At 38.2% G+C, this 23,879-nt stretch carries 30 protein-coding genes and 1 pseudogene; 19 read left to right on the top strand and 12 right to left on the bottom strand.

The window, feature by feature from the left end; genetic code table 11:
• The first annotated feature begins 15 nt into the window (after nucleotides 1-15).
• From trpD to H7U19_RS03170, 6 genes and pseudogenes are all read left to right on the top strand, one after another.
• Nucleotides 16-1,008: an anthranilate phosphoribosyltransferase gene (trpD, locus tag H7U19_RS03190; RefSeq protein WP_186558695.1), complete on the top strand. Its 993-nt coding sequence runs from the start codon at nucleotides 16-18 to the stop codon at nucleotides 1,006-1,008.
• A gap of 254 nt (nucleotides 1,009-1,262) precedes the next feature.
• Nucleotides 1,263-2,045, top strand: a complete 783-nt coding sequence (gene trpC, locus H7U19_RS03185) for an indole-3-glycerol phosphate synthase TrpC (protein ID WP_186558692.1) — start codon at nucleotides 1,263-1,265, stop codon at nucleotides 2,043-2,045.
• A gap of 73 nt (nucleotides 2,046-2,118) precedes the next feature.
• Nucleotides 2,119-2,799, top strand: a pseudogene (locus H7U19_RS17030) (phosphoribosylanthranilate isomerase); the annotation flags it as partial.
• A gap of 33 nt (nucleotides 2,800-2,832) precedes the next feature.
• Nucleotides 2,833-4,014: a tryptophan synthase subunit beta gene (trpB, locus tag H7U19_RS17025; RefSeq protein ID WP_343069075.1), complete on the top strand. Its 1,182-nt coding sequence runs from the start codon at nucleotides 2,833-2,835 to the stop codon at nucleotides 4,012-4,014.
• A 104-nt stretch (nucleotides 4,015-4,118) separates the two neighbouring features.
• A complete protein-coding gene (gene trpA / locus H7U19_RS03175) occupies nucleotides 4,119-4,883 on the top strand; it encodes a tryptophan synthase subunit alpha (protein WP_186559876.1) in 765 nt (254 codons plus the stop codon).
• A 70-nt stretch (nucleotides 4,884-4,953) separates the two neighbouring features.
• Nucleotides 4,954-5,253, top strand: coding sequence for an EF-hand domain-containing protein (locus H7U19_RS03170; RefSeq protein WP_186558690.1), 300 nt, complete (start codon nucleotides 4,954-4,956; stop codon nucleotides 5,251-5,253).
• A 58-nt stretch (nucleotides 5,254-5,311) separates the two neighbouring features.
• Here H7U19_RS03170 and H7U19_RS03165 read toward each other — a convergent pair whose 3' ends face one another.
• The 3 genes from H7U19_RS03165 to H7U19_RS03155 are packed head-to-tail and all read right to left on the bottom strand — an operon-like array spanning nucleotide 5,312 to nucleotide 7,026.
• Nucleotides 5,312-5,536, bottom strand: a complete 225-nt coding sequence (locus tag H7U19_RS03165; RefSeq protein WP_186558687.1) for a VF530 family protein — start codon at nucleotides 5,534-5,536, stop codon at nucleotides 5,312-5,314.
• Entirely contained in the window at nucleotides 5,536-5,751 is a 216-nt protein-coding gene (locus H7U19_RS03160) for a DUF6500 family protein (RefSeq protein ID WP_186558684.1), read from the bottom strand. The genes H7U19_RS03165 and H7U19_RS03160 overlap by 1 nt, the downstream gene beginning before the upstream one ends.
• Before the next feature lie 6 nt (nucleotides 5,752-5,757).
• On the bottom strand, nucleotides 5,758-7,026 hold the full coding sequence (locus tag H7U19_RS03155; RefSeq protein WP_186558681.1) for a DEAD/DEAH box helicase: 1,269 nt from the start codon (nucleotides 7,024-7,026) through the stop codon (nucleotides 5,758-5,760).
• Nucleotides 7,027-7,171: 145 nt separating this feature from the next.
• Here H7U19_RS03155 and H7U19_RS03150 point away from each other — a divergent pair, with 145 nt between their 5' ends.
• Nucleotides 7,172-8,155: an aldo/keto reductase gene (locus H7U19_RS03150; RefSeq protein ID WP_186558666.1), complete on the top strand. Its 984-nt coding sequence runs from the start codon at nucleotides 7,172-7,174 to the stop codon at nucleotides 8,153-8,155.
• 28 nt (nucleotides 8,156-8,183) lie between these two features.
• Here H7U19_RS03150 and H7U19_RS03145 read toward each other — a convergent pair whose 3' ends face one another.
• Nucleotides 8,184-8,861, bottom strand: coding sequence for a uracil-DNA glycosylase family protein (locus H7U19_RS03145; protein ID WP_186558663.1), 678 nt, complete (start codon nucleotides 8,859-8,861; stop codon nucleotides 8,184-8,186).
• A 60-nt stretch (nucleotides 8,862-8,921) separates the two neighbouring features.
• Between H7U19_RS03145 and H7U19_RS03140 the strand changes: the two genes are divergently transcribed.
• The gene (locus tag H7U19_RS03140) at nucleotides 8,922-9,056 is read left to right on the top strand and encodes a 30S ribosomal protein THX (protein ID WP_186558660.1); all 135 of its coding nucleotides are present in this window, start codon (nucleotides 8,922-8,924) and stop codon (nucleotides 9,054-9,056) included.
• Here the strand turns inward: H7U19_RS03140 and H7U19_RS03135 are convergent, their stop codons facing one another.
• Entirely contained in the window at nucleotides 9,057-9,779 is a 723-nt protein-coding gene (locus H7U19_RS03135; protein ID WP_186558657.1) for a hypothetical protein, read from the bottom strand. It lies immediately after the preceding gene.
• A 95-nt stretch (nucleotides 9,780-9,874) separates the two neighbouring features.
• The gene (gene yaaA / locus H7U19_RS03130) at nucleotides 9,875-10,633 is read right to left on the bottom strand and encodes a peroxide stress protein YaaA (protein ID WP_186558655.1); all 759 of its coding nucleotides are present in this window, start codon (nucleotides 10,631-10,633) and stop codon (nucleotides 9,875-9,877) included.
• 148 nt (nucleotides 10,634-10,781) lie between these two features.
• On the opposite strand from yaaA, the gene H7U19_RS03125 reads away from it, so the two are divergent.
• The 3 genes from H7U19_RS03125 (at nucleotide 10,782) to H7U19_RS03115 (ending at nucleotide 13,396) form a co-directional block, all read left to right on the top strand.
• Nucleotides 10,782-11,405, top strand: coding sequence for a hypothetical protein (locus H7U19_RS03125; RefSeq protein ID WP_186558653.1), 624 nt, complete (start codon nucleotides 10,782-10,784; stop codon nucleotides 11,403-11,405).
• A 135-nt stretch (nucleotides 11,406-11,540) separates the two neighbouring features.
• Entirely contained in the window at nucleotides 11,541-12,614 is a 1,074-nt protein-coding gene (locus tag H7U19_RS03120) for a carboxymuconolactone decarboxylase family protein (protein ID WP_186558651.1), read from the top strand.
• 5 nt (nucleotides 12,615-12,619) lie between these two features.
• Nucleotides 12,620-13,396, top strand: a complete 777-nt coding sequence (locus H7U19_RS03115; protein WP_186558648.1) for an adenylate/guanylate cyclase domain-containing protein — start codon at nucleotides 12,620-12,622, stop codon at nucleotides 13,394-13,396.
• Here H7U19_RS03115 and H7U19_RS03110 read toward each other — a convergent pair whose 3' ends face one another.
• Nucleotides 13,397-14,434 carry an RluA family pseudouridine synthase gene (locus tag H7U19_RS03110; RefSeq protein ID WP_186558645.1) on the bottom strand — a complete coding sequence of 346 codons (1,038 nt, stop codon included), beginning with the start codon at nucleotides 14,432-14,434 and terminating at the stop codon, nucleotides 13,397-13,399. It abuts the gene before it with no gap.
• A 26-nt stretch (nucleotides 14,435-14,460) separates the two neighbouring features.
• A complete protein-coding gene (locus H7U19_RS03105; RefSeq protein WP_186558643.1) occupies nucleotides 14,461-15,015 on the bottom strand; it encodes a PASTA domain-containing protein in 555 nt (184 codons plus the stop codon).
• A 313-nt stretch (nucleotides 15,016-15,328) separates the two neighbouring features.
• Between H7U19_RS03105 and H7U19_RS03100 the strand changes: the two genes are divergently transcribed.
• The 5 genes from H7U19_RS03100 to H7U19_RS03080 are packed head-to-tail and all read left to right on the top strand — an operon-like array spanning nucleotide 15,329 to nucleotide 18,464.
• Nucleotides 15,329-16,303 (top strand): D-alanine--D-alanine ligase, encoded by a 975-nt coding sequence (locus H7U19_RS03100; protein WP_186558629.1) that lies wholly within the window; start codon nucleotides 15,329-15,331, stop codon nucleotides 16,301-16,303.
• Nucleotides 16,304-16,350: 47 nt separating this feature from the next.
• Nucleotides 16,351-16,710 (top strand): four helix bundle protein, encoded by a 360-nt coding sequence (locus H7U19_RS03095; protein WP_186558626.1) that lies wholly within the window; start codon nucleotides 16,351-16,353, stop codon nucleotides 16,708-16,710.
• A 44-nt stretch (nucleotides 16,711-16,754) separates the two neighbouring features.
• Nucleotides 16,755-17,210: a pantetheine-phosphate adenylyltransferase gene (gene coaD / locus H7U19_RS03090; RefSeq protein WP_186558623.1), complete on the top strand. Its 456-nt coding sequence runs from the start codon at nucleotides 16,755-16,757 to the stop codon at nucleotides 17,208-17,210.
• 21 nt (nucleotides 17,211-17,231) lie between these two features.
• Nucleotides 17,232-17,963 (top strand): subclass B1 metallo-beta-lactamase, encoded by a 732-nt coding sequence (bla, locus tag H7U19_RS03085; protein ID WP_186558609.1) that lies wholly within the window; start codon nucleotides 17,232-17,234, stop codon nucleotides 17,961-17,963.
• A 54-nt stretch (nucleotides 17,964-18,017) separates the two neighbouring features.
• Nucleotides 18,018-18,464, top strand: coding sequence for a HEAT repeat domain-containing protein (locus tag H7U19_RS03080; protein ID WP_186558607.1), 447 nt, complete (start codon nucleotides 18,018-18,020; stop codon nucleotides 18,462-18,464).
• Nucleotides 18,465-18,692: 228 nt separating this feature from the next.
• On the opposite strand, the gene H7U19_RS03075 is transcribed toward H7U19_RS03080, so the two are convergent.
• From H7U19_RS03075 to H7U19_RS03065, 3 genes are all read right to left on the bottom strand, one after another.
• Entirely contained in the window at nucleotides 18,693-20,306 is a 1,614-nt protein-coding gene (locus H7U19_RS03075; RefSeq protein WP_186558605.1) for a SulP family inorganic anion transporter, read from the bottom strand.
• A gap of 86 nt (nucleotides 20,307-20,392) precedes the next feature.
• Nucleotides 20,393-20,779 carry a hypothetical protein gene (locus H7U19_RS03070; RefSeq protein ID WP_186558604.1) on the bottom strand — a complete coding sequence of 129 codons (387 nt, stop codon included), beginning with the start codon at nucleotides 20,777-20,779 and terminating at the stop codon, nucleotides 20,393-20,395.
• A gap of 70 nt (nucleotides 20,780-20,849) precedes the next feature.
• The gene (locus H7U19_RS03065; RefSeq protein WP_186558602.1) at nucleotides 20,850-21,434 is read right to left on the bottom strand and encodes an NUDIX hydrolase; all 585 of its coding nucleotides are present in this window, start codon (nucleotides 21,432-21,434) and stop codon (nucleotides 20,850-20,852) included.
• A gap of 130 nt (nucleotides 21,435-21,564) precedes the next feature.
• On the opposite strand from H7U19_RS03065, the gene pyrE reads away from it, so the two are divergent.
• On the top strand, nucleotides 21,565-22,209 hold the full coding sequence (pyrE, locus tag H7U19_RS03060) for an orotate phosphoribosyltransferase (RefSeq protein WP_186558600.1): 645 nt from the start codon (nucleotides 21,565-21,567) through the stop codon (nucleotides 22,207-22,209).
• A gap of 74 nt (nucleotides 22,210-22,283) precedes the next feature.
• Nucleotides 22,284-22,679 (top strand): SRPBCC family protein, encoded by a 396-nt coding sequence (locus tag H7U19_RS03055; protein ID WP_186558598.1) that lies wholly within the window; start codon nucleotides 22,284-22,286, stop codon nucleotides 22,677-22,679.
• Here H7U19_RS03055 and H7U19_RS03050 read toward each other — a convergent pair.
• Nucleotides 22,676-23,407, bottom strand: a complete 732-nt coding sequence (locus tag H7U19_RS03050; RefSeq protein WP_186558596.1) for a biotin--[acetyl-CoA-carboxylase] ligase — start codon at nucleotides 23,405-23,407, stop codon at nucleotides 22,676-22,678. The genes H7U19_RS03055 and H7U19_RS03050 overlap by 4 nt on opposite strands.
• Nucleotides 23,408-23,500: 93 nt before the next feature.
• Between H7U19_RS03050 and rsfS the strand changes: the two genes are divergently transcribed.
• Entirely contained in the window at nucleotides 23,501-23,872 is a 372-nt protein-coding gene (gene rsfS, locus H7U19_RS03045; protein ID WP_186558594.1) for a ribosome silencing factor, read from the top strand.
• Nucleotides 23,873-23,879 lie beyond the last annotated feature (7 nt).

Raw genomic sequence — 23,879 nt, 5'->3', positions numbered from 1 at the left:
GTTAGGGAGAGGCTTATGAAAGACATTTTAAACAGACTCATCGACCACGAAACTATCACAACCGAAGAGGCTAAACAGGTTATTGTAAACATATCTAACGATATGTACAACCCCAGCCAAATTGCATGTTTTCTTTCGGTGTATATGATGCGAAGCATTACTATTGAAGAATTAACGGGTTTCAGAAATGCCCTGTTAGAACTTTGTGTTGCAGTAGATTTAAAAGACTATAACGCCATCGATATTGTGGGAACAGGCGGTGATGGAAAAAACACCTTTAATATATCTACCCTATCATCTTTTGTAACTGCAGGAGCCGGGGTTAATGTTTCAAAGCATGGAAATTATGGCGTATCATCAACTTCTGGCTCATCAAATGTGATGGAGAACTTGGGTGTGAAATTTTCTAACGATGAGGATTTTTTAAAGCAATGTTTAGATAAAGCGGGGATTTGCATTTTGCATGCCCCCTTGTTCCATCCCGCCATGAAAAATGTTGCGCCTATTAGAAGAGAACTCGGTGTAAAAACATTTTTTAACATGTTGGGGCCTATGGTAAACCCCTCATTTCCAAAGCATCAATCTTTAGGTGTTTTTAGTTTAGAATTGTTGCGCCTCTATAGTTTTATCTATCAAAATACAGATATGAATTATAGCATCGTTTATGCCTTGGATGGCTATGATGAAATCTCTTTAACAGGAAAAGCAAAAATTGTTTCAAATCATTCCGAAAAACTGTTTTCACCTGAAGACATAGGACTTCCTAAGGTAAAACAAGACGCCATTTACGGTGGTGACACCGTTCAAGATGCATCGAAAATATTCGTTGACATCATTTCAGGAAAAGGCACCGAATCACAAAATAATGTGGTTTGTGCCAACGCTGGATTAGCGATTGCGACTGCAAAGCAAATTTCGCATCAGGAAGGTTTTGAAATGGCGAAAGAGTCATTAGCCTCAGGAAAGGCAAAAGTATGTTTAGATAAGTTGATAGAACTTAGTCGATAGAAGTTATGAGTTATGAGTTATGAAGATTTAAGATTAATTTGAAAGTAAAAAATAAAATAGCAGAAAGTCAAGTCCCAAGTTCCGATGCAATCGGAATCATCAATCTGCAGAAATAATGAGCGAAAAAACGGAAGTGCGAAGCGGAGCTTCAGGCATGGAGTTTCGAAAGCGAATGGTGCTTTAGCAATTTCCTCAGATTGATTTGATTTTTTGGTTCGTTTTGCATCAAGGCAAAATGAACATAAAAGAAAAACATGAATATATTAGATAAAATAACGCTAGATAAAAGAAACGAGGTTACCCTTAGGAAAAGCCTAATTCCAACATCTCAATTAGAACAATCCGTTTTATTTGAAAGACAAACAATTTCTCTAGTAAACAATTTACGCCATAGCAAATCTGGAATCATTGCCGAGCACAAAAGACGATCGCCATCAAAATCAGTCATCAATAACGGATTGAACGTTCAGGATGTGGCCAAGGGATATGAGGACGCTGGGGTTTGTGGCATGTCTGTCTTAACTGATGGCAAATATTTTGGTGGTTCGTTGGACGACTTACTTACTGCCCGGGCCAGCTGCAATTTACCATTGCTGAGAAAAGAATTCATCATTGACGAATACCAAATCTTGGAAGCTAAAGCGCATGGTGCAGATGTTATTTTACTTATTGCGGCCATACTTTCAAGAGATGAAATCAAGTTGTTTTCAGAATTTGCAAAGGGCCTGAATTTGGATGTCCTTTTAGAAGTCCACAATGAGGAAGAATTGTACAAATCTGTAATGCCAAGTTTAGATATGTTGGGCGTAAATAATCGAAACTTAAAAACCTTTGAAGTGAGTTTGGAAACCAGTAAAAGCTTAAGTTCAATCATACCAGATGATTTTGTAAAAGTTTCTGAAAGTGGCATAAGCAATATTGAAGCCATTAAGGAATTACGCCCATACGGCTACCAAGGGTTTTTAATTGGCGAAAACTTTATGAAAACAGATAATCCGGGAGAAAGCGCAACAGAATTTATAAAAAGCCTCCTCTAGCTAAAGCCCCCTCTAACCTGCCTGCCGGCAGGCAGGCTCCCCCAAAGGGTGAGGATGCTTACTCAAACGGAAAATGAAAATAGTTATGAATAAAGAAAAACAAAATACAACGCAACAGGTTCCCTCTCCTCAGGAGAGGGCTAGGGTGAGGATTAAAGTATGCGGTATGAAATACGAAGATAACATCCAACAGGTTGCTGGGTTGCAACCTGATTATATGGGTTTTATTTTTTATGAAGATTCGCCTCGCCACTTTGACACAAAAATTCCTGAGATTTCTAAAGACATTAAAAAAGTTGGGGTTTTTGTAAATGAGGAACTTACCAAAGTTGTTGAAAAGGTAAATGAATTTAAATTGGACGCTGTGCAGTTGCATGGGGAAGAATCACCTTATTATTGCAGTATTTTGAGGTCTACAAAGATGCTTTCAAAACCTGTCGAAATCATTAAGGTATTTTCAATAAAAGATGAATTTAATTTTGGTGTTTTAGAGGATTATGAAAATATTTGCGATTACTTCTTATTTGACACCAAAGGCAAACTTCCCGGAGGCAATGGTTATCAATTCGACTGGAGTGTTTTAAACGATTATCCATCGACAAAATCCTTCTTTTTAAGTGGCGGTATTGGATTGGACCAAATGGAGGATATCAAAAAATTTCAAACAAGCGACGCCTCAAAATACTGCTACGCCATTGATGTAAATAGTAAATTTGAAACCGAACCCGGGCTAAAAAGTGTTTCAAATTTAAGAGAGTTCGTTAATAAATTGAAGAACAGAAAAACAATGAATTATAATGTAGATGAAAAAGGCTACTACGGCGAATTTGGGGGTGCATTCATTCCAGAAATGCTTTATCCTAATGTAGAAGAATTACGCCAAAACTACCTTAAAGTTATGGCCGAACCAGATTTCCAAAAGGAGTTTGACCAACTTTTAAAAGATTATGTGGGACGGCCTTCGCCTCTTTATTTTGCAAAACGCCTTTCAGAAAAATACAATGCAAAAATCTATTTAAAACGAGAGGATTTAAACCACACTGGTGCCCACAAAATCAACAACACCATCGGTCAGATTTTAATGGCGAAACGTTTGGGCAAAACCCGAATTATTGCCGAAACTGGTGCCGGGCAACATGGTGTGGCCACGGCTACCGTTTGTGCATTAATGGGATTGGAATGTATCGTTTACATGGGAGAAATTGACATTGCAAGACAGGCCCCGAATGTAGCCAGAATGAAAATGCTTGGCGCCAAAGTGGTACCAGCTTTATCTGGAAGTCGTACCTTAAAAGATGCTACAAATGAAGCCATTCGCGATTGGATAAATAACCCAGTAAACACCCATTATATTATTGGTTCGGCCATTGGTCCGCATCCGTATCCGGATATGGTCACCAGGTTTCAGGCCGTTGTCTCAGAAGAAATCAAATGGCAATTAAGAGAGCAGGAAGGAAGAGAAAACCCAGACTACTTAGTAGCTTGTATTGGTGGTGGCAGCAATGCAGCAGGCACCTATTACCATTATTTACATGAACCTGATGTTGGCATTATTGCTGTTGAAGCCGCTGGTTTAGGCGTAGATTCTGGTGAAAGTGCTGCCACTTCTGTGCTTGGAAAAGAAGGTATCATCCACGGTTGTAAAACGCTTTTGATGCAAACTAAAGACGGACAAATTACCGAGCCTTATTCCATTTCGGCCGGATTGGATTATCCTGGTGTTGGCCCTATGCATGCGCATTTATGTAAAACCGGCCGTGCAGAATTTATGTCCATTACCGATGACCAGGCCATGAATGCTGGTTTGGAGCTTTGTAAATTGGAGGGCGTCATTCCAGCTATTGAAAGTTCGCATGCGCTTGCCATTTTTGAACAGCGCACATTTAAACCAGATGACGTCATTGTGGTTAGTTTGTCTGGCCGTGGCGATAAGGATTTAGAAAATTATATTGAGTATTTCAAAATTTAAATTACAGACGTATGCGTTAGGGATTGAGCGATTGTTGGAGCTCCTCGCAGAGAGCGACTCGCGAAAGCCCGACCCCTTGTGGGTAACGCCCAAATAAAATTATGATGAATCGTATTCAAAGTAAGTTACAGGAAAACAAAAAACTTTTATCTATATATTTCACAGCAGGATATCCAAATATTGATGATACTGTTCCAATCATTCAAGATTTGGAAAAAAATGGGGTAGATATGATTGAAATTGGGCTACCGTTTAGCGACCCATTAGCCGATGGCCCAACCATTCAAGATAGTTCCACTGCTGCCCTAAAAAACGGGATGACTTCTGAGGTGCTGTTTAACCAGTTAAAGGATATCCGCAAAACCGTATCTATTCCATTAATTATTATGGGGTATTTTAACCCGATGTTTCAATATGGCGTGGAGGCATTTTGTAAAAAGTGTCAGGAGTTGGGCATTGACGGCTTGATTATTCCCGATTTACCTGTGGATGTGTATCATGAAAATTACCAATCTATTTTTGAAAAATACGGACTGATTAATGTCTTTTTAATTACCCCACAAACCAGCGATGAACGTATTCGATATATCGATTCCATTTCAAACGGATTCATCTATATGGTGAGCAGTGCGAGTACCACTGGAGCGAAATCTGGTTTTGGTGATGAACAAACCGAGTATTTCGAACGCATTGCCAAAATGAATTTAAAAAACCCTCAGGTTATCGGTTTCGGCATTAGTAACAATGATACTTTTACTCAAGCTACTAAACACGCCAAAGGCGCTATTATTGGTAGTGCTTTTGTAAAGTTTCTTAAAGCAAACGGACCAAAAGCTATTAAAGATTTCGTGCATTCAATTTTAAAATAATTATGCCTTTAATTAAACCTTTTTGAAAAAACATAGTCATAGGTATTACAATTAATTTAAAATTCATAAAATGAAATTTAACACCTTAAAATTATCTGTTTTAACTCTGGGTTTCTTATCCATTTCTTTTACAACATCTGCCCAAGAAAAACAAGGGCCAAACTTTGAGAAAATGTTTAAAAGATTTGATGCCGATAAAAATGGATCAATCTCTTTAGAAGAGTTTAAATCGGCCAAAAGAAAAAAGGAAGTGCCCGTTGATCGTTTGGAAAAAAATTATGCAAAATTAGATGCTGACGGAAACGGCGCTTTAACTCTAGAGGAATTAAAAGAAAACTGGGGCAAAGGAAAGGGCAAGAAAAATAAATAAGAATCTTTTCTCTTCACTATATAGAAAAGCTCAAGCATACGCTTGAGCTTTTCTATTTTTATCTCCTGCTGTTTAACATGTTTAGATACATATTTTCTACTTTAGCCCTGGCCCATGGTGTGCGACGCAAAAACTTTAAACTCGATTTAACGGAGGGATTATCTGTAAAGCATCTAATTTTTATGGTATGGCCCATATATTCCCAACCATAGCGTTCCACCAAATCATTAATAATTTGTTCGAGTTTAATACCGTGAAGTGGATTATTCGGTTGAGATTCCATTATAGTTTTTCCACAAGTGCTTTAATCTTCACAGCCTTTTCAAAATGATTTAACTTATGGGTCTTAATCCACCAAGTAGCTACTTCCATTAATAACTCGGGGTTGTCATTTTCGTTTTTGAAAAACGCATAAAATGAAACGCCCACATTTTCATCTTTTAAAGCTATCTTTTTATCACAGACTTCAATAATCTTATCTTTTAAAACCTTCTGCATAAAAGTTTAATTCCGTCTATCGTTGTTACGTTTTGGGCGTCTAGATTTGTTATTCCTGTTAGAATTCCTTGAATTATTTGAATTTCTACGATTTCGGTTTTGCCGTCCTTGTCCTTGTTTTATTGGTGCTGTTGATGCATTAGGATCGGGTTCAAATCCTTCAATAATTTGAACTGGCAATTTCATTTCAATCAACTTTTCAATATCCCTTAAGAAAGTGGTTTCATCGGCACTCACCAACGATAAGGCTTCACCACTTGCTCCTGCCCTGCCCGTTCTACCAATTCTATGTACGTAATCTTCGGAGATATTAGGCAATTCAAAATTTATAACATGTGGCAATAATGGAATATCCAGTCCACGAGCGGCAATATCAGTAGCCACCAAAACACGGACGTGCCCATTTTTAAAACCAGCCAATGCCTTTGTTCTTGCACCCTGACTTTTATTGCCATGGATGGCTGCCGCCGTAATGCCCGCTTTTACCATTTTCTCACACAGTCTATTCGCACCGTGTTTAGTTCGTGTAAACACTAAAACCTGTTTCCAGTTACCTTCAGAAATCAACTTAATAATCAATCCTGTTTTTTTGCCTTTAGCAACACGATATACTTTTTGGGCAATAGCTTCTACCGTAGTATTCTCAGGAGTTGCTTCAACTTGTACAGGACTGTTTAAAATACCATGGGCCAATTTCTTGATATCCCTTGAGAAGGTTGCTGAAAACATCAAGTTTTGGCGTCTATCGGGCATCAAACTAATAACCTTTTCAATATCTCTTAAAAAGCCCATATCCAACATTCTATCGGCTTCATCCAAAACAAAAATCTCTATGCGTTTTATAGATAGCAATCCTTGATTTTGTAAATCTAATAAACGTCCTGGTGTTGCCACTAAAACATCCACGCCTCTTCGCATAGTTGCTACCTGTGGTTTTTGATTGACACCTCCAAAAATAACCGCCGAACGTAAATTTAAAAACTCACTATATTCCTTAACATTCGCATAAACTTGCGCTGCCAATTCTCGCGTTGGTGTTAAAATTAAAGCACGAATGGGTCTGTATTTCTGTTTAGGATTTTCAGAAAGCAAATGCAATAATGGTAAAGTAAAACCTGCTGTTTTTCCTGTTCCTGTTTGCGCTGATGCTAATACATCTTTACCTTCTAAAACTGGTGGAATTGCTTTTTGTTGAATTGGACTGGGGGCAGTATATCCTTTTTTGCTAACTGCTTTTAGCAAGGCTTCGGATAAGCCTAAAGATTGAAATGACATATATTGTGTTTACGAAGGTCCAAATGGACGTTTGAGATAACAAAACATAGTGCATTCTATCCCCTTCTAATTAAAGGTGCAAAGGTACATCTAATTTTAAGATTAATTGTGAATACTTAAATTTGCAAAAAAGATAAAACACTTCATGAAACAAAGACAGTTAGGAAATGATGGATTTAATGTAAGTGAAGTCGGGTTAGGATGCTGGCAATTAGGTGCAGATTGGGGCACTGCAATAGATAAAACAAAAGCATTTGATATTCTGGATGAAGCCATAAATAATGGGGTTAATTTTTTTGATACTGCCGATGTGTATGGCGATGGAAGAAGTGAAACTTTGATTGGAGAATTTCTTAAATCATCTTCTAGAAATGTAAAAATTGCAACTAAATTTGGGCGAAGTGCAAATGTTTTTCCTAATAATTATACAGAAAAGGCACTGAGAAACTCTGTTGAAAACGCCTTAAAACGTTTAAATATTGAGTGCATAGATCTTCTACAGCTACATTGTATACCAACCGAAGCTCTAGAAAATGGTGCTATTTTTGATTGGTTAAGAGTATTAAAAAAAGAGGGCAAAATAGCTCATTTTGGCGCAAGTGTAGAAAGTGTTAAACAAGGACTGATTTGTTTGGATCAAGACGAACTCCAATCGCTACAGGTTATCTTTAATATTTTCAGACAAAAATTGGTTACAGAATTATTGCCAGAATCCTCCAAAAAAGGGGTTGGTATAATTGTTCGCTTGCCATTGGCAAGTGGTTTGCTAAGTGGTAAGTTTAATGCAAACACACAATTCCCAAAAGATGATCATAGAAATTATAACAAAAATGGAGAAGCTTTTAATGTAGGTGAAACATTTGCCGGTTTGCCTTTTGAAACTGGTGTTACCTTATCAGAAGACCTAAAAAGCTTTTGTCCGGATGGTATGACTTTAGCAGAACTATCGCTTAGATGGATTTTGGATCATAAAGAAGTAACAACCATTATTCCAGGGGCGAGCTCTACAAAACATGTTATTCAAAACTCAAAAACAAGTAGTTTGCCTTCTCTTCCCGAGCAATTAGTGCAAGATTTAAAGCATTTTTATAATGAAAAAGTTCATGAACATATAAGAGGTGTTTACTAATTAAGAGGCGTAGTTGTAGCGCTCACAATTACAAAAAAAACTCACGATACTGTATTACCCTAAAATCAAACGTAGTAAATTTTGGGTTTTTAGCTTTTAATTGTTTGTACAATGGAATACTGCCTATAGCCCGATTTGCAGAACCCGATGGAGAGGTTAGTGATACGGTTTTGATAATTCGAGATTCTTCACTTCGTTCTGAATGACAAATTATAAACTGATGAATTCTTGGAATTTCATTTGACAACAATTCTAGTTTTATCCCGTAATCTTTTATGTGTTTTCTAAAGAAATATTCGGGTCCGTTTTTACTGTTGCCTCCCGTAAATAAAATCGTTTCAATACTTGGATATTGTTTCAAGTAACCGATCACATCACGCAGTGTAATATTGGTCATTCCCAAATCCGAGGCATCAATTTTATCACGTTCTGCACTTTCAACAATATCGCAAACACCTATTTTATGTTGGATTAGAAAATCCTTTCGCTGTTGAACGGCCTCCATAGAATTGTCAAAACGTAAATTCAAATCATGGATTTTATCAATATACAGCCAAAGTGAATTGTAATAACTCCCATAGCAAAAATCAACATCCTTATCCAAAAGTTCACCTGTTGAAAATCTTGGTGGTGGTAAGGTGCCAACGATTAGCTTTTTGGTAATATTCTGAATAAAAGGCGGATATGGGTGCCGATGGAGAAACAAAAAACTTGACTTTAAGTGCTTAAATTATTATATTCTTTTCAGACTAAAATAAAAGAAATTATGGGAAAAGGTGATAAAAAAACAAAGCGCGGTAAAATTAACAGGGGCACTTTTGGTGCAAGACGACCTCGAATTAAGAAGAAACCAAGCGTGGAACAAAAAATAAGTGTTGGCAACAAGGCAAAACCTAAATAACTACAATTCCTTAAGCACTTTAGAAGCCTCGGCAATGGTATTACCGTAAAGCCTTTTATTGGGTTTTGTCATGTGCTGGCCTTCTGAAATTAAGTCCTCCAAGATTTCTTTTGCCTGTTCTGTTTTGTTATGCTTCAACAAAAAATTGGCATAAACTAACCTTTCCTTATAAAAAGAGAATCGAATATCGATGGCACTAAGATTTTCTTCAGCTTCAGCTAAATCACCTTCTTTTTCCAATGCCAAACCATATAAAAACTGTGTCCTCGATTTTGCAAACTCTGGATGTGATGCAATCTGTTCACCGTAATTGACCACATTTTTATAATCTTCCATTTGATGAAAGGCTTCTATCATATTTTTGATCACATAAAAATCATTTTGGAAGTTACCATCCAATGCTTCTTTATAATGTTTTATGGCATTTTGAAAATCATTATTTTCTAAATGTGCATCCGCAAGATTCACCCTATTTTGATAGGAATCTGAAAACGCCAACTGCCTTTCTAATTCCTTAATCTTTTTCGTGGGGTTGATGATGTGGGTGATTTCCGAAGTGATTTTTTCAGCATCCCGTTTGTTATAAACTTGGGTAATAATGTATATTATACATCCAATTAAGGACAGGAAAAATATAATGAATATCCAGTAGAAAGGACTTCTATTTTTGATGGCGTGATAAATACAAAATCCTTGGAGAGCTATAATTAAGTAATACCACATAAACAAGCTTAGATTAAAATCAAACTTAGTGAAAACTGTTTATTTTCAGATGTCTTTTCTTTCCTAGTTGACATGGGAGCTTCTTAAATTTAAACCTATCTTATAAAAACCAAATCGGTATCTGAAGACATCTCCGCACTAAACCCGTAACCCATATAATTAAAACCTTTTACATCTTCGATGGTTTGGGCATTCGTATCTATTATATATCTGGCCATGGCACCGCGCGCTTCTTTAGCAAAGAACGAGATGACCTTATACTGTCCGTTTTTAAAATCTTTAAAATTTGCAGTAATCACTGGCTCTTTAAGTGCTTTTTCATCAATGGCCTTGAAGTATTCGTTACTTGCAAGATTCAGAAATAGCTCGCCGTCTTCCAATTCGTCGTTTAGAGCAGTAGTGATGTCTTTTTTCCAGAATTCGTAGAGATTCTTTTTTACACCAACGGGCATTCTTGTACCCATTTCCAATCGATAGGGCTGAATTAAATCTGTTGGTTTTAGCAATCCATATAAACCTGACAGAATACGTACACTATCTTCCATCACATCTAATTTCTCCTCAGGAATAGTGTAGGCATCCAAACCACGGTATACGTCCCCGTTAAATGCAAATATAGCAGGCCGCGCATTGTTTTGGGTAAAGGGCAATTCCCAGGATTGGTTACGCTCATAATTCAACTGCCCCAATGCATCAGAAATGCTCATCAATTTTGATAAGCTTTTTGCCGATTTTTTCTTTAACAGCTTATTTAAACGTTCCGATTGTTTTAAAAACCTAGGTTCGGTGTATCTTTCTGTGGGCAACTCAGTTTCAAAATCCAGGGACTTAGCCGGTGAAATAACAAGTTTCATGCAGTTTTATTTTTCATTTTTTCAAATTTACAATTACCTGCTCATTTTATAAATGCAACATCAAAAATATTTATAATGAAGTTATAGGCTGAATTGATACTTTGAAGGTTTTGGATTAGATTTGTTATTCAATAATTGAAACTCGCAAATGATAGCATTTTTACATACCAATAAAGCTCATATTTCTAACTTTGAAGCCTTAGTTCGGGCTCAAGATAAATCGTTGAAGATAAAGCATTATGTAAACAAAGATATTTTGGATAGCGCCTTGGAAACTGGGATTACAGATACTTTACAATTTGAAAAGGAAATTGAATCCATTAAAAAGGACAACCCCTCAATTATCATCTGCACCTGCTCTACCTATGGGGCCGAAAGTGATAAATTCCCAGATGTTTTTAGAATCGATAAGCCTATCATAGAATATTTGGTGGATAATTACACAAAAATTGGGCTGGTTTATACTGCCAATTCCACCAAAACGGTCAGCGAGGACCTGATGATCAAAATTGCCAATGAAAAACACAAGGACATTGAAATAGTAAACTGCGATTGCTCCAGATTCTGGACACATTTTGAGGAAGGAAACTTAGAAAGCTATGAAAGAGGCATTGCGGAAACTATTGAGGCCAAAGTAGCGGAGGCCGATGTGTTTTTTTTAGCTCAGGCATCCATGGCCGGGGCAAAAGGCTATTTGAAAGATATTGACAAAGGAGTATTTACGAGTCCTGAATTTGGGATAAAAGCATTGTTAAAACACCTAAATAATTAGAGAAGTTCAGCCCCTGTTATGCATCTTTTAAAAAACTAAGCAGACTTATTAACGGTATAATAAACTCATCCATAAATTTTGGCCATAAAAGTCCCCAGTTTGATTTGATGACAAAATTTGGCTAAATTCGTCTCTATGGCAGAAGTATTAGATGACATTGAATGGAGCGAACCTACCTTAGCAGTTTTTCGCGATACCGAATGGGAAAAGGCAGTAAAGGCTGATTTAGGCCGGGTGATGGACATTCACATGCGCACTTCCAGAAGCCCATGGCTAAGAGAGGTAGTTTTAAAATGGCCACGGTATGAAGCGCAGGCTTTTCCGAGAAAACTTGCTGACATATGTGGATTGGTTGCCGCTCAGGAGAATGCCTGTAGATACTGCTATGGCGTTGCCAGATCTTGGTTGCGCCTTTGGGGGTATTCCGAAAAAATGATAAGTAATATTGAACGGAATGCCCAGATGGCGGAGCTTGATGAAAAGGAAAAGGTTTTTATTCGGTTTTGCAGAAACCTCGCTAGGTCCAACCCCAAACCGCCCAAAAAAGACCGGGATGAATTGCTCCGTTTGGGATATACTAAACTGCAAGTGGCCGAAATGGCGTATTTGATAACCAACCATTGCTTCATGAACAGAGTTTCTACTTTCATTGCCATACCTCCGATGAATGGCTTAGAGCGATTACCTTCATCTTTTCTGGGCAAATTACTAAGACCCCTTTTTGGCTGGAAGCTACGCAGTATTGGATGGACAGAAACTGGCAAACTTGATGGTGACCCAAATTCCTTTCCCGGGGTGGTGCAAAAATTAATTGGACTACCTGCGGCAAAAGCCATGAATGATGCGTTACAAGGCGCCCTCGACTCAGAGGTATTATCCGACAAACTAAAAGTTTTAATGTTTGCCGTTGTGGCCAACAGTTTGGAGTGTGAGTTTTGCATGGCTGAAACGCACTCAATGGCATTGGCATGCGGTTTTACCGAGGACGAATTTAATATGGCTTTATCCACTTTATCATCACCATATTTAGATGAAAATGAAGAAAAAATATTATCATGGACCAGAGAGACCATTCACTTTCAAAATGGACCAATGCAATCTCGGGTGAGGGAGCTGGCCAATGAGGTTGGAGAAACCAAGATGCTGGAAGCCATCGGTGTGGCATCGCTAGCAAATTCAACAGTGAGACTTGCAGTATTACTCGGCTAATGAATATGCTATACTACATCTTGATCCCGACTGCACTAATTGCCGTTTTCATTTCCATAATATTACGCCAGAGAAAAAAAAACAAAAAGCTAGAAAAGCTGTTGGACCATACCAATCAAAAATTGGAAAGGCTTCAAGTTCATTTTGGCAGGTTTACCCCAGAAGAAGTTATTGAGCATTTAAGTGATTCCAACGATGTATTTAAGCCGACCAACAGACCGGTTACGGTCCTCTTCGCTGACCTGAAAGGTTTTACAAAAATGTGTGAAGAAATGGACCCCACGGTTGTGGTCACTGTCCTTAACGGGTATTTTAGATGTATGAGCAAGGTGCTAACAAAACATCACGGGCAGGTAACCGAATTAATTGGAGACGGCATTCTGTCCCTTTTTGGAGCCCTTAAAAACAATCCGTGGCAAAGTCAGGATGCTGTTAAAGCTGCTTTGGAAATGAGAGAAGCCTTAAAAGAATATAACAAAGAGCTTCGCGCCAAATCATTCCCCGAACTTTCATTTGGCATAGGAATCCACAAAGGAAAAGTATTGGCAGGCGTAATGGGCAATTATGAATTAAGCAAATTTGGTGTAGTGGGCGACCCTATAAATGTGGCAGCACGGGTAGAGGCACTCACTCGAGAATTCCAATCTGATATTTTAATTACGGAAGACATCAAAAAAGAACTTGACGAAAGATTTATCCTTAAAAAAATGAAACCTGCCATGGTAAAAGGCAAATCTAAACCTATAATTACCTATACCGTTGAAGAGTTAATTAAAAAGTAGTTAGGTATTTGATTGATACGTGGAATAGTTGCGCCACTTCTCAATACATCTTTCCATATCCTCAGGAACAGGTGTTTCAAAACGCATAAACTCACCAGTTTTTGGATGCTCAAAACCAAGAGTTTTGGCGTGAAGCGCTTGTCGAGGTAAAACCTTAAAACAATTCTCTACAAACTGTTTGTACTTCGTAAACGTAGTGCCTTTAAGAATAGCATTGCCACCATACCGGTCATCATTAAAAAGCGTATGCCCAATATGTTTCATATGAACACGGATTTGATGCGTACGTCCCGTTTCTAATTTACAGGCCACCAAAGTAACATAGCCCAAACGCTCCAATACTTTATAATGCGTTACAGCGGGTTTGCCCTTTTCGGCGTCATCCTCTGAAAACACGGTGTTTTGCAATCGGTTTTTTGGGTGGCGACCAATATTGCCTTCTACCCTGCCTTCATCGGCATCAACATTACCCCAAACCAAGGCTACATATTCGCGCTCACTAGTTTTTTCAGCAAATTGTAAAGACAAATGCGCCATCGCATGTTCAGTTTTGGCAACCACCAAAAGTCCGCTAGTATCTTTATCAATTCGATGCACTAAACCTGGGCGTTCACTAGAATTATTCGGCAAATTTTCAAAACGATGAATCAACGCATTAATTAAAGTCCCCGAGTAATTACCATGCCCCGGATGCACCACCATGCCTGCAGGTTTGTTCACCACAAGCACTTCCTCATCTTCATAAACAATATCCAAAGGAATATCTTCGCCCACCAACAATCCTTCGTAAGTGGGGTGCGCAAACATGACCTGTATCTGGTCATTCGGCCTCACCTTATAATTAGATTTCACGGGCGTGCCGTTCACCAAAACACCTTCATTTTTGGCCGTATTTTGGATTTTGTTGCGCGTCATGTTTTCGATGCGATCAATCAAATACTTATCAACACGTAAAGGCGATTGCCCCTTACCTACTGTAAAAGTGTAATGTTCGTGAAGGTTATCCTCTTCAGGTAATTGCGGGCCGAAATCTTCCATGGCAATGCATCAGTTTAAAGACGGTTTTACGGACGCCTTCCGTTACCCAAAACCACATCAATTTTTGAAGTTTTTGACAGTTTTTCACCCGGGTTCAGCGTTTTCCCGTCATACTTTAACTGCAACACAATGTCCTTCCCCAAATTATCCACATAGGTGATTTTCCCAACACTAAACCCAAGCGCTTCCAAGTGCGGTTTAGCCTGTCTAAAGGTGCGCTCCTTTAAATCAGGCACCTCCACTTTTCTATAGCCAGACGGGTTTAATGTCAAGTATATTTTCCGGTCTTCCTTCACTTTAGTGCCGGCAACAGGCTCCTGTTCAATCACAGAAAATTTCGGGTAATCCGGATTAAAATTCGCCGAATCCTGTATCTGCATCACCAAATTATTCTCGTCCAGTTCTATTTCCGCCACACTCAACGATTTCCCCGTTAAATCCGGAACAGTCTCAAACTCACCATGATTGGTCGTAGATTTTAACCACTTCAACATGATAAAACACAGCACCACCAAGGCCACAATGGCCAAACCTAACTGCTTTAAAAACGTTTTACTGAACAAAAACTTAAAGAAACTCATTTGTCGATTTTTGGATTAGGCAAATATAAACAACAGTTTTTTCTTTTGCGATTTATATGATACTTTAGCTTAACTATAAATAAGTACGAGTTATTGTTCCAGTTTGGTTGTAGCAAGCAACATTCGTTTTTTTAATGTCAATTATTTGGGCGTTACTACTCCCGATAGCTATCGGGAGGTCGGGCTTTCACTGCTCAATCCCTCCTGCGTCGGGGATTTCAAACAAACCGTTCAATCCCTAACGCGGGTGCAGAACGTTCCAAGAAGCCACCGAACAATCATTCAAGCTTTAACGCGTATTAAACGACTATAAATGAAAAAAAACATAGCCATCATCATGGGAGGCTATTCCAGCGAATACCAAATCTCATTAACCAGCGGAAACGTGGTTTACCAAACTCTCGACAGAAATAAATACAACCCCTATCGCGTCCATATTTTTAAGGATAAATGGGTGTATGTGGACGAGGATGATATGGAGTACCCTATTGACAAAAACGATTTTTCCATAAATGTGGATAGCTTCAACATCACTTTTGACTGTGTATTCAACGCCATCCATGGTTCCCCCGGTGAAGACGGTTTTATGCAAGGCTATTTTGAACTGTTGGGCATTCCCCACACCAGTTGCCCCATGTACCAAGCATCCGTAACATTCAACAAGCGGGATTGTTTAAGCATTTTAAAACCCTACGGCATCAAAACCGCAGAATCCTATTATTTGAATTTGGGCGATACAGTCGATGAATCTGCAATTATAAAAACAGTTGGCTTACCCTGTTTTGTAAAGGCCAATAAAGCCGGAAGCAGTTTTGGTGTGACCAAAGTCCACAAAAAAGAAGATTTACAAAATGCCATTAACGTGGCATTCAAGGAAGACGATGAAATTATTATCGAATCGTTTTTAGACGGCACCGAAGTTTCCGTTGGAGTCATCACCTACAAAGGCGAAACCAAAGTATTGCCCATCACCGAAATCGTTTCAGAGAATGATTTTTTCGATTATGAAGCCAAATATCTGGGAAAATCCCAAGAAATTACCCCCGCCAGATTGACTGCCGAAGAGGAAATAAAAGTCACTGTTTTAGCAAAAAAAGTATATGAAATTCTAAAATTGAAAGGCTTTTCCAGAAGCGAATATATTTTTAAGGACGGCGAACCGCACCTTTTGGAAATCAATACCGTCCCTGGATTGACCAAAGAAAGTATCCTGCCACAACAAGCCCAAGTGGCAGGAATTTCTCTGGCGGAATTGTTTGATAATGCGATACAAGAAGCACTTAAATGAATTGAAACAAGATTTTTGGAAACAGGAAACAAGATATAACGAAAAGAATGAAAAGGCATAATTTTAAAAATCTGCAAATTTGGCAAGAAAGCGTTGAATTAATTACCGATAATTATAAATTCACTTCTACTCTACCGGACTATGAAAAATTCGGTCTGCGAAGTCAGTTAAACAGATGTTGTGTTTCCATTGCGTCAAATATCGCCGAGGGCAGTAGCAAAAGAAGTGACAAACATTTTATAAAGTTTTTAGAAGATAGTCTTGGGTCAGCTTTTGAATGGGAAACTCAAATCATCGTTTGCAAAAATCTAAAATTCATCCCTGAAGATAAGTTTGATGAATTTGAAACAAGAATCAAAAAAATCCAACAAAAAATCTCTAACTTTATCGATAAATTGGATAATTGACTATCTTGTCTCTTGATTCAAATAATCTTGAGTCCACATCAAGAATGAAACGCGCAATTTTCCCCGGGTCTTTTGACCCACTGACTTTAGGACACTATGACATCATCAAACGTGGCGTTCGCCTTTTTGATGAAATCATTGTGGCCATTGGTATCAATGCCGAAAAGAAATACATGTTTTCCCTTGAAGAGCGCAAACAATTTATTGTGGAGGCTTTTAAGGACGAACCTAAAGTATCCGTAGTCAGCTACGAAGGCTTAACGGTGGATTTTTGTGTAAAAAATGATGTAGAATTTATTTTAAGAGGTTTACGAAATCCAGCAGATTTTGAATTCGAAAAGGCCATCGCCCACACCAATAGGGATTTGGCGCCAATAGAGACCATTTTCTTATTGACCTCTGCCCAAACTTCCTACATCGCTTCTTCTATCGTACGGGATGTTATTAGAAATAATGGGGATTATACCTTGTTGGTGCCCGATAGCGTTAGGGTAAAATAACCGCAACCCGTACTTTATTTCATGAGGACTTTTATCGCCCTTTTTCTTCTCTTTTTTTTAATTAGCTGTAAATCGGCCCCAAAACACATCCAAAGTTTTGAATCCGACATTTTGAAAATCGAAAAGATTAATGACAATATATTCCGTCATATTTCATATATCCAAACGAATGATTTCGGAAAAGTGGCCTGTAATGGCATGGTTTACTTTAATGAAGATGAAGCTATTGTTTTTGACACTCCAGTGGATGATGAGGCTTCCAAAGTACTTATCGAATGGATCACAAAAACATATCGAAAGAAAATCATGGCCGTTGTCATCACCCATTTCCATAACGATTGTTTGGGTGGTTTAAATGAATTTCACAAAAACAACATCTCTTCCCATGCCAATGAACAGACTATCATACTAGCAAAGAACGATAGCGCAGTTTTACCTAAGATTGGTTTCAAAAATAAATTGGAATTGAAGGTTGGAAATCAAATCGCAATTACAAAACATTTTGGAGAAGGCCACACTGTTGACAATGTGGTGGGCTATATCCCGAATGAAAAAACATTATTTGGAGGATGCCTCATAAAAAGTCTTAAAGCAGGTAAAGGCTATTTGGGCGATGCCAATACTTCAGAATGGTCAAATACGGTTGCATTAATCAAGGAAACATACCCCAATTTAAAAATTGTAATTCCAGGTCATGGTAAAAGCGGAGAGCCAGAGCTTTTGGACTACACCGTCCAACTATTCAAACCATAAATCAATGTAACATTTTGTTGAAATAAGCTACATATAAATAGTTCGCTTACAACCATGTTACACCACCTCACATACTTTTTCTTCAAATGGAACTTGTGTCAGCCTTCCGAAAACACAATAGATTTTTGGATGGACACCAAAGATGTACCCAAATTGGAATATGCGTTAAAGCACGGCAACTACAAAATAAGAAAGTTAGCTGCCGAGGCTTTGGAGCATGCTGGAAAATGTTCCTCCGTGCCTGCCTTAATGCATGCCATGAACGACAAAGTTCAAAACGTGTCCATTGCCGCATTAAATGCATTGGAGGCTTTGGGCTGTGATGATAGCATGATAGTTTCCATTACCAGTAAACGCTTTAATTGGGTAAAAGCAATTCGTGATAAAGCTGAGAAACAAGAAGCCAACAAGGGCAAAAAACACAATATTTATCGTTGGGAAAGGGCGAGCAAAAAGTCTTTTGAGCGGGTTAAGGAGCAATTGAAGCGACCGATACGGTAGTTCTGCGTTAGGGATTGAACGGCATGTTTGAAATCCTTTTTAAAACCTAAACAAATGAACCGTCATTACGAGGAGTATGCGACGAAGTAATCTTCTTGGATTAGGAGATTGCTTCACTTTGTTCGCAATGACGTTTGAATAAGAGGTTTTAAAAAGATTGAGTAGTGAAAGCCCGACCTCCCGATAGCTATCGGGAGTAGTAACGCCCAAACAAAAATCTCCAAAAATCTAAAGTTTGTACTCCGAAAGTGGCTTTGTAAAGGCCTCGGGGTTTTCCGCCAAATGATAACGGGGGTCGTCAATGTCTTCAACAACGACCTCCCTAAATTTGGGGTTGGACTTGTACAGCAACACTTTACAATCTTCACTTAAATGCTTTAGTTTGATAGACTTTCCTGCTGCTTCGTACTTTTCAACTAAATTGAAAATAGCCTCCAGTGCAGAATGGTCACTTACGCGAGATTCTACAAAATCAATCTCAACCTTATCCGGATCATTTTTCACATCAAACTTTTCATTAAACGCTATAATAGAACCAAAAAACAATGGCCCCCAAATTTCATAAACCTTGGTACCGTCATCTTTCATTCGTTTTCTGGCTCTAATTCTTTTTGCATTTTCCCATGCAAAGACCAATGCGCTTATAATTACGCCTGCAATTACGGCTACGGCCAAATCTTTCCAAACGGTTATCAACGACACAGCAATTAAAACAATGGCATCGCTCAAAGGGATTTTTCTAAGAATCCTAAAACTACTCCATGCAAATGTTCCAATTACAACCATAAACATCACACCAACCAATGCTGCGATAGGTACCTGTTCGATATAACTTGAAGCAAACAAAATAAACATCAATAATGCAGAGGCCGCCACAATACCTGATAAACGCCCACGGCCACCACTTTTAATATTGATCAAAGATTGTCCAATCATGGCACAACCACCCATACCACCAAAGAACCCCGTTACGATATTGGCTCCACCCTGTGCCATACATTCCCTGTTGGCATTACCTCGGGTTTCGGTAATTTCATCTACCAAATTCAACGTCATCAGGGACTCGATCAGTCCAATAGCAGCCAGAATAACCGCATACGGGCCAATGAACTTTATAGTTTGCCAATTGAAAGGCACTTTGCTAAAAATATCCGTTTGAAATGTTGGTAAACCGCCTTTTAAACCTTCACCTCCACCATCACGAATAAAACTTCCAACAGTAGCCACATCTAAATTTCCGAATATAACAATGGCCGAGACTACCAAAATGGCTATTAAGGCTTCAGGCAATTTTTTTGTCAGCTTAGGAAGTCCAAACATAATACCCATGGTAAGTCCAACTAGCCCGAGCATAATCCACATTTGTGGTCCTGTAAACCAATCGCCATTGGCATCCTTAAACATATTTAGTTGCGACAGGAAAATCACAATCGCCAAACCATTCACAAAGCCCATCATCACGGGGTGCGGAATTAAGCGTACAAACTTACCTAGCTTAAACATACCCGCCAACATTTGGATAATGCCCATCAAAATCACAGTTGCAAAGAGATAATACAAACCCAATTGCTCCGATGGTTCTCCCATGGCATTTCCTTCAGCTACTAAACTTACCATCACTACGGCCAAAGCACCTGTGGCGCCACTAATCATTCCCGGACGTCCACCGAAAACGGCAGTGATAAAACCAATCATAAACGCGGCATATAGCCCAACTAACGGGTCAACCCCTGCTACAAAAGCAAAGGCGACAGCCTCTGGCACTAAGGCCAAGGCTACGGTTAATCCACTTAAAATATCGTTTTTGGCGTTTTTGGTGCGCTTTCTGAAAAATGCAGTCATGGTTTGGTTTTTGAAGGTGCAAATTTACTGTTTAAAAAGGGATGCGCAAATATAGAATGAACAAATTGTGGCTTAGCAAATTGCTATTACTCCGCCATGGAATAAACGTAGTGACTTTCAATCCATTCCAAAGCTTCGGGCCTGGTATGGAATAACTTTATATTCCAGTCGTTTTCCTCGTTAATTTTAATCAAAGTTCTTGTGGACATCAAGGCACCGCTTGTACCCACAACAACCGCCATAACATGTATTTCCTTCAAGTTAGCAATCATTTTTTGTGCCTCAAATGTATAGGAGTAGGAATTTTTCTTATTGATCAATAACGAGAAAGGTGCTTTTAAATAGCTCAATAAAAAATCATGATAAAGATCTACCATAACTTCATTCATCACAACACCTTCATTGATAATAACCTCGGCCAAATTATCTTTTAAGATGATAATAGTACCAAACGACAGTTTATATTCTTTCATAGCAAAACGTTTTACTTTGAGAGAAAGTCAACTATCTATAACAGCAATTTAAAACTAATTTAGTGATTTTTTAAATTAATGCCCTAATATTAGCATAAGAATTTTCAAGAGCTTTTTTCGTTTTCTTTTTGCCTAACCACTTGGCTTTAGTAATGCCTTCCTTTTTTTCGGGGCTTAGTTCTCCATCGTAAGAAGTTTTCATTTCAAACCAGTAAGTCACCTTAATTTTATAGCGTCCATTGCGTTTAAAAATATGATACGTTGTTTCTAGCGGCTTTACTATTTTTAGTCCTTCTACCCCAGTTTCTTCTTCTACCTCCCGGATGGCAGCTTCTTCAATTCCTTCCTTTTTTTCAATCTTCCCCTTTGGCAAGTCCCACTTTCCGTTTCGAAAAATAAATAGGATCTTACCTTTGTCATTATATACTTTTCCACCTCCGGCTTCAACATTGGGCAATTTTTTCAGAAATTTTTTTAAGAGTTTTTTTTCGTTTTTATGGACAAGGCAAACTTCCGCTATGGAATTGGAAGCATTCATTTTTCGAATCACCCTACTTAAAACCACCCTGTTTAATCTGTAATTTTTGCGCCCTTCCTTTTCCTCAAAAGTTGTGGTCAAAATGATGGGTTTGTCGCCTACGAATATTTTATGCATACGGATGATTTACTGAATACAACGCGGTAAAAATATCATTTTTAAGCTGAAACTGTTCATTGTTGAAAAAAATATTTTATTACGTGGATTCCAGCCATAAAAAAATAAATATATGTGTAATTTTGCGATTATGATTTTCAATAAACACACCGCCAAAAAAACCGCCGAAGTTTTGTTGCAAGTAAATGCAATAAAACTCAGTCCACAGGCCCCTTTTACTTGGGCATCGGGCTGGAAATCACCAATTTATTGTGACAATCGAATTATCCTATCTTTCCCTCCTATTCGGAATTATGTTCGGGAAACAATGGCCAAACATATTGAAAGGCAATATGGCAGACCGGACGCTATTGCTGGTGTTGCTACAGGAGCCATCGGTATAGGTATGTTGGTTGCCGAATATTTGAATTTACCCTTTATTTACGTGAGACCGGATGCCAAAGGTCATGGGCGAAAAAACCAGATTGAAGGTTTTATTGAAAGAGGTCAGAATGCGGTAGTAGTTGAAGACTTGATTAGCACCGGAAAAAGCAGTTTAAACGCAGTTAAAGCCTTGCGAGATGGAGGAATAAATGTAAAAGGAATGATTGCTATTTTTACCTACGGTTTTGAAATTTCAAAAGAAAATTTTGAAAAGGAAAATGTGACCCTTTATACCCTCAGTAATTACGAAAGTCTTTTGGATCAGGCTTTACAGACCAATTACATTTCCAGCAAGGAATTAAAAACTTTGAAGGAATGGAACATCAACCCCAGTGAATGGAACGTTATTTGATATGAACGTAAAGGCGTTAAGATGTAACGCCAAGTGCGACTTAACGACCAACAACTTAACAACGAACAACAAACATGAATTTAGAATCTCCAAAAGTAAGCGCTCCCAAAAGTTCGAAAGAGATTTTTGATTTCCTATCGGACATCAATAATTTCGAGGCTTTAATGCCTGAAAACACGAGTAAATTTGAGGTATTGAGTGAAGACACTTTCGTTTTCGCATTAAAAGGCATGCCAGAAATCGTATTGAAAAAAAAGGACGCCACGGCACATAGTCGTATAGAGTTTGGCGCTGCTGGCGGAAAAATTGACTTTTCATTGGTGGCAAATATTTCAGATGAAAACGACTCTGAAAGTGGTGTACAGTTAGTGTTCAGTGGTGATTTTAACCCTATGATGAGCATGATGATTAAAGGGCCCATCAATAAATTTATTGAGACTTTGGCGACCAATTTACCAAAGACCGTTTAATACAGTAGTTCGATATCTTTTAGGGCGAAAGCTTTAGTAACATCATCTTCTAAAAGCACCTGCAAATCCCCTGTTTCCAATACATCTTGAATGTATCCTGAAAATAAATTCCCTTCTCTATCCTTAAAAGTCGAGGGTTTATTTTTGCGAAATAAATAGGATTGGTATTCCGTTTTTAATGCTCCAAACGCTCCCTGTTTCAAAAGTGAAAAATAGTGTTTCAAATTGGACAATACTGCATCCAGAACTTCATCCAAATCGTAAATTCTACCAGTTATCAATTTTAATGAAGATGCTTTAGGCAAACCTTTGAATTCTGTTTGATTAACATTAATCCCAATCCCAATTATCGATGCGTTGACGTTGCCATTCTTTATGACATTTTCGATCAAAACCCCACAGATTTTCGAATTATGTGACAAAATGTCGTTTGGCCATTTTACCATCAATTTGGGGATTGTGAGCTCAAAAAGGGCCTTCCTTAAAGCTAGTGACGTGGCGATGCTTAGGTAAAACGGAAACTCCAAAGGATAGCCGGAAGTATCTACAAAGACACTAAACATCAAGTTTTTGGAAGGTTCCGACATCCAAGTTGCCCCCATTTGCCCTCGCCCATTGGTTTGATGCTTTGCCGTGACTACCGTAAAGTTTTCAACCTGCTGATTGCCGATAAGCTCCTTTAAAAAACTATTGGTTGAGTTGATGGCATCAAGTTTGATTAAAGGCATTTAGAAGTTGTTTTATGGCTTTGAAATGTTGTGAAAATTTTAAAGGATAAAGAACCAAAAAAATAATAACTTTGCACAAATTAAATAAAATTAATGGCGAAAGAAAAAATAAGCGCAGATCAGTTAATATCGGTTATCATTAGTGGGATTGAGGATGTTAAAGGAAAAGAAATAAGCATTTTAGATTTAAGGGAAATTGAAAATACGGTTTGCGATTATTTTATTATTTGTGAAGGGACTTCAAACACACAGGTAAACGCTATTGTAAACTCCATCAGAAAAAAAGTAAGTAAAGAACTAAAGGATCACCCATGGCATATTGAAGGTGCCGAAAATGCAGAATGGGTGTTGCTGGACTATGTTAACATTGCTGTACATGTATTCCAAAAGCATATCAGGGAATACTATGACATCGAGAGCCTTTGGGGCGATGCGAAAACTACGGTAATTGAAACTAGTTACTAAAAAAAAC

It is taken from the genome of Hyunsoonleella aquatilis, assembly GCF_014270105.1.
GTDB classification, from domain to species: Bacteria; Bacteroidota; Bacteroidia; order Flavobacteriales; family Flavobacteriaceae; genus Jejuia; species Jejuia aquatilis.
This window is presented reverse-complemented; position numbering and strand designations above follow the sequence as displayed.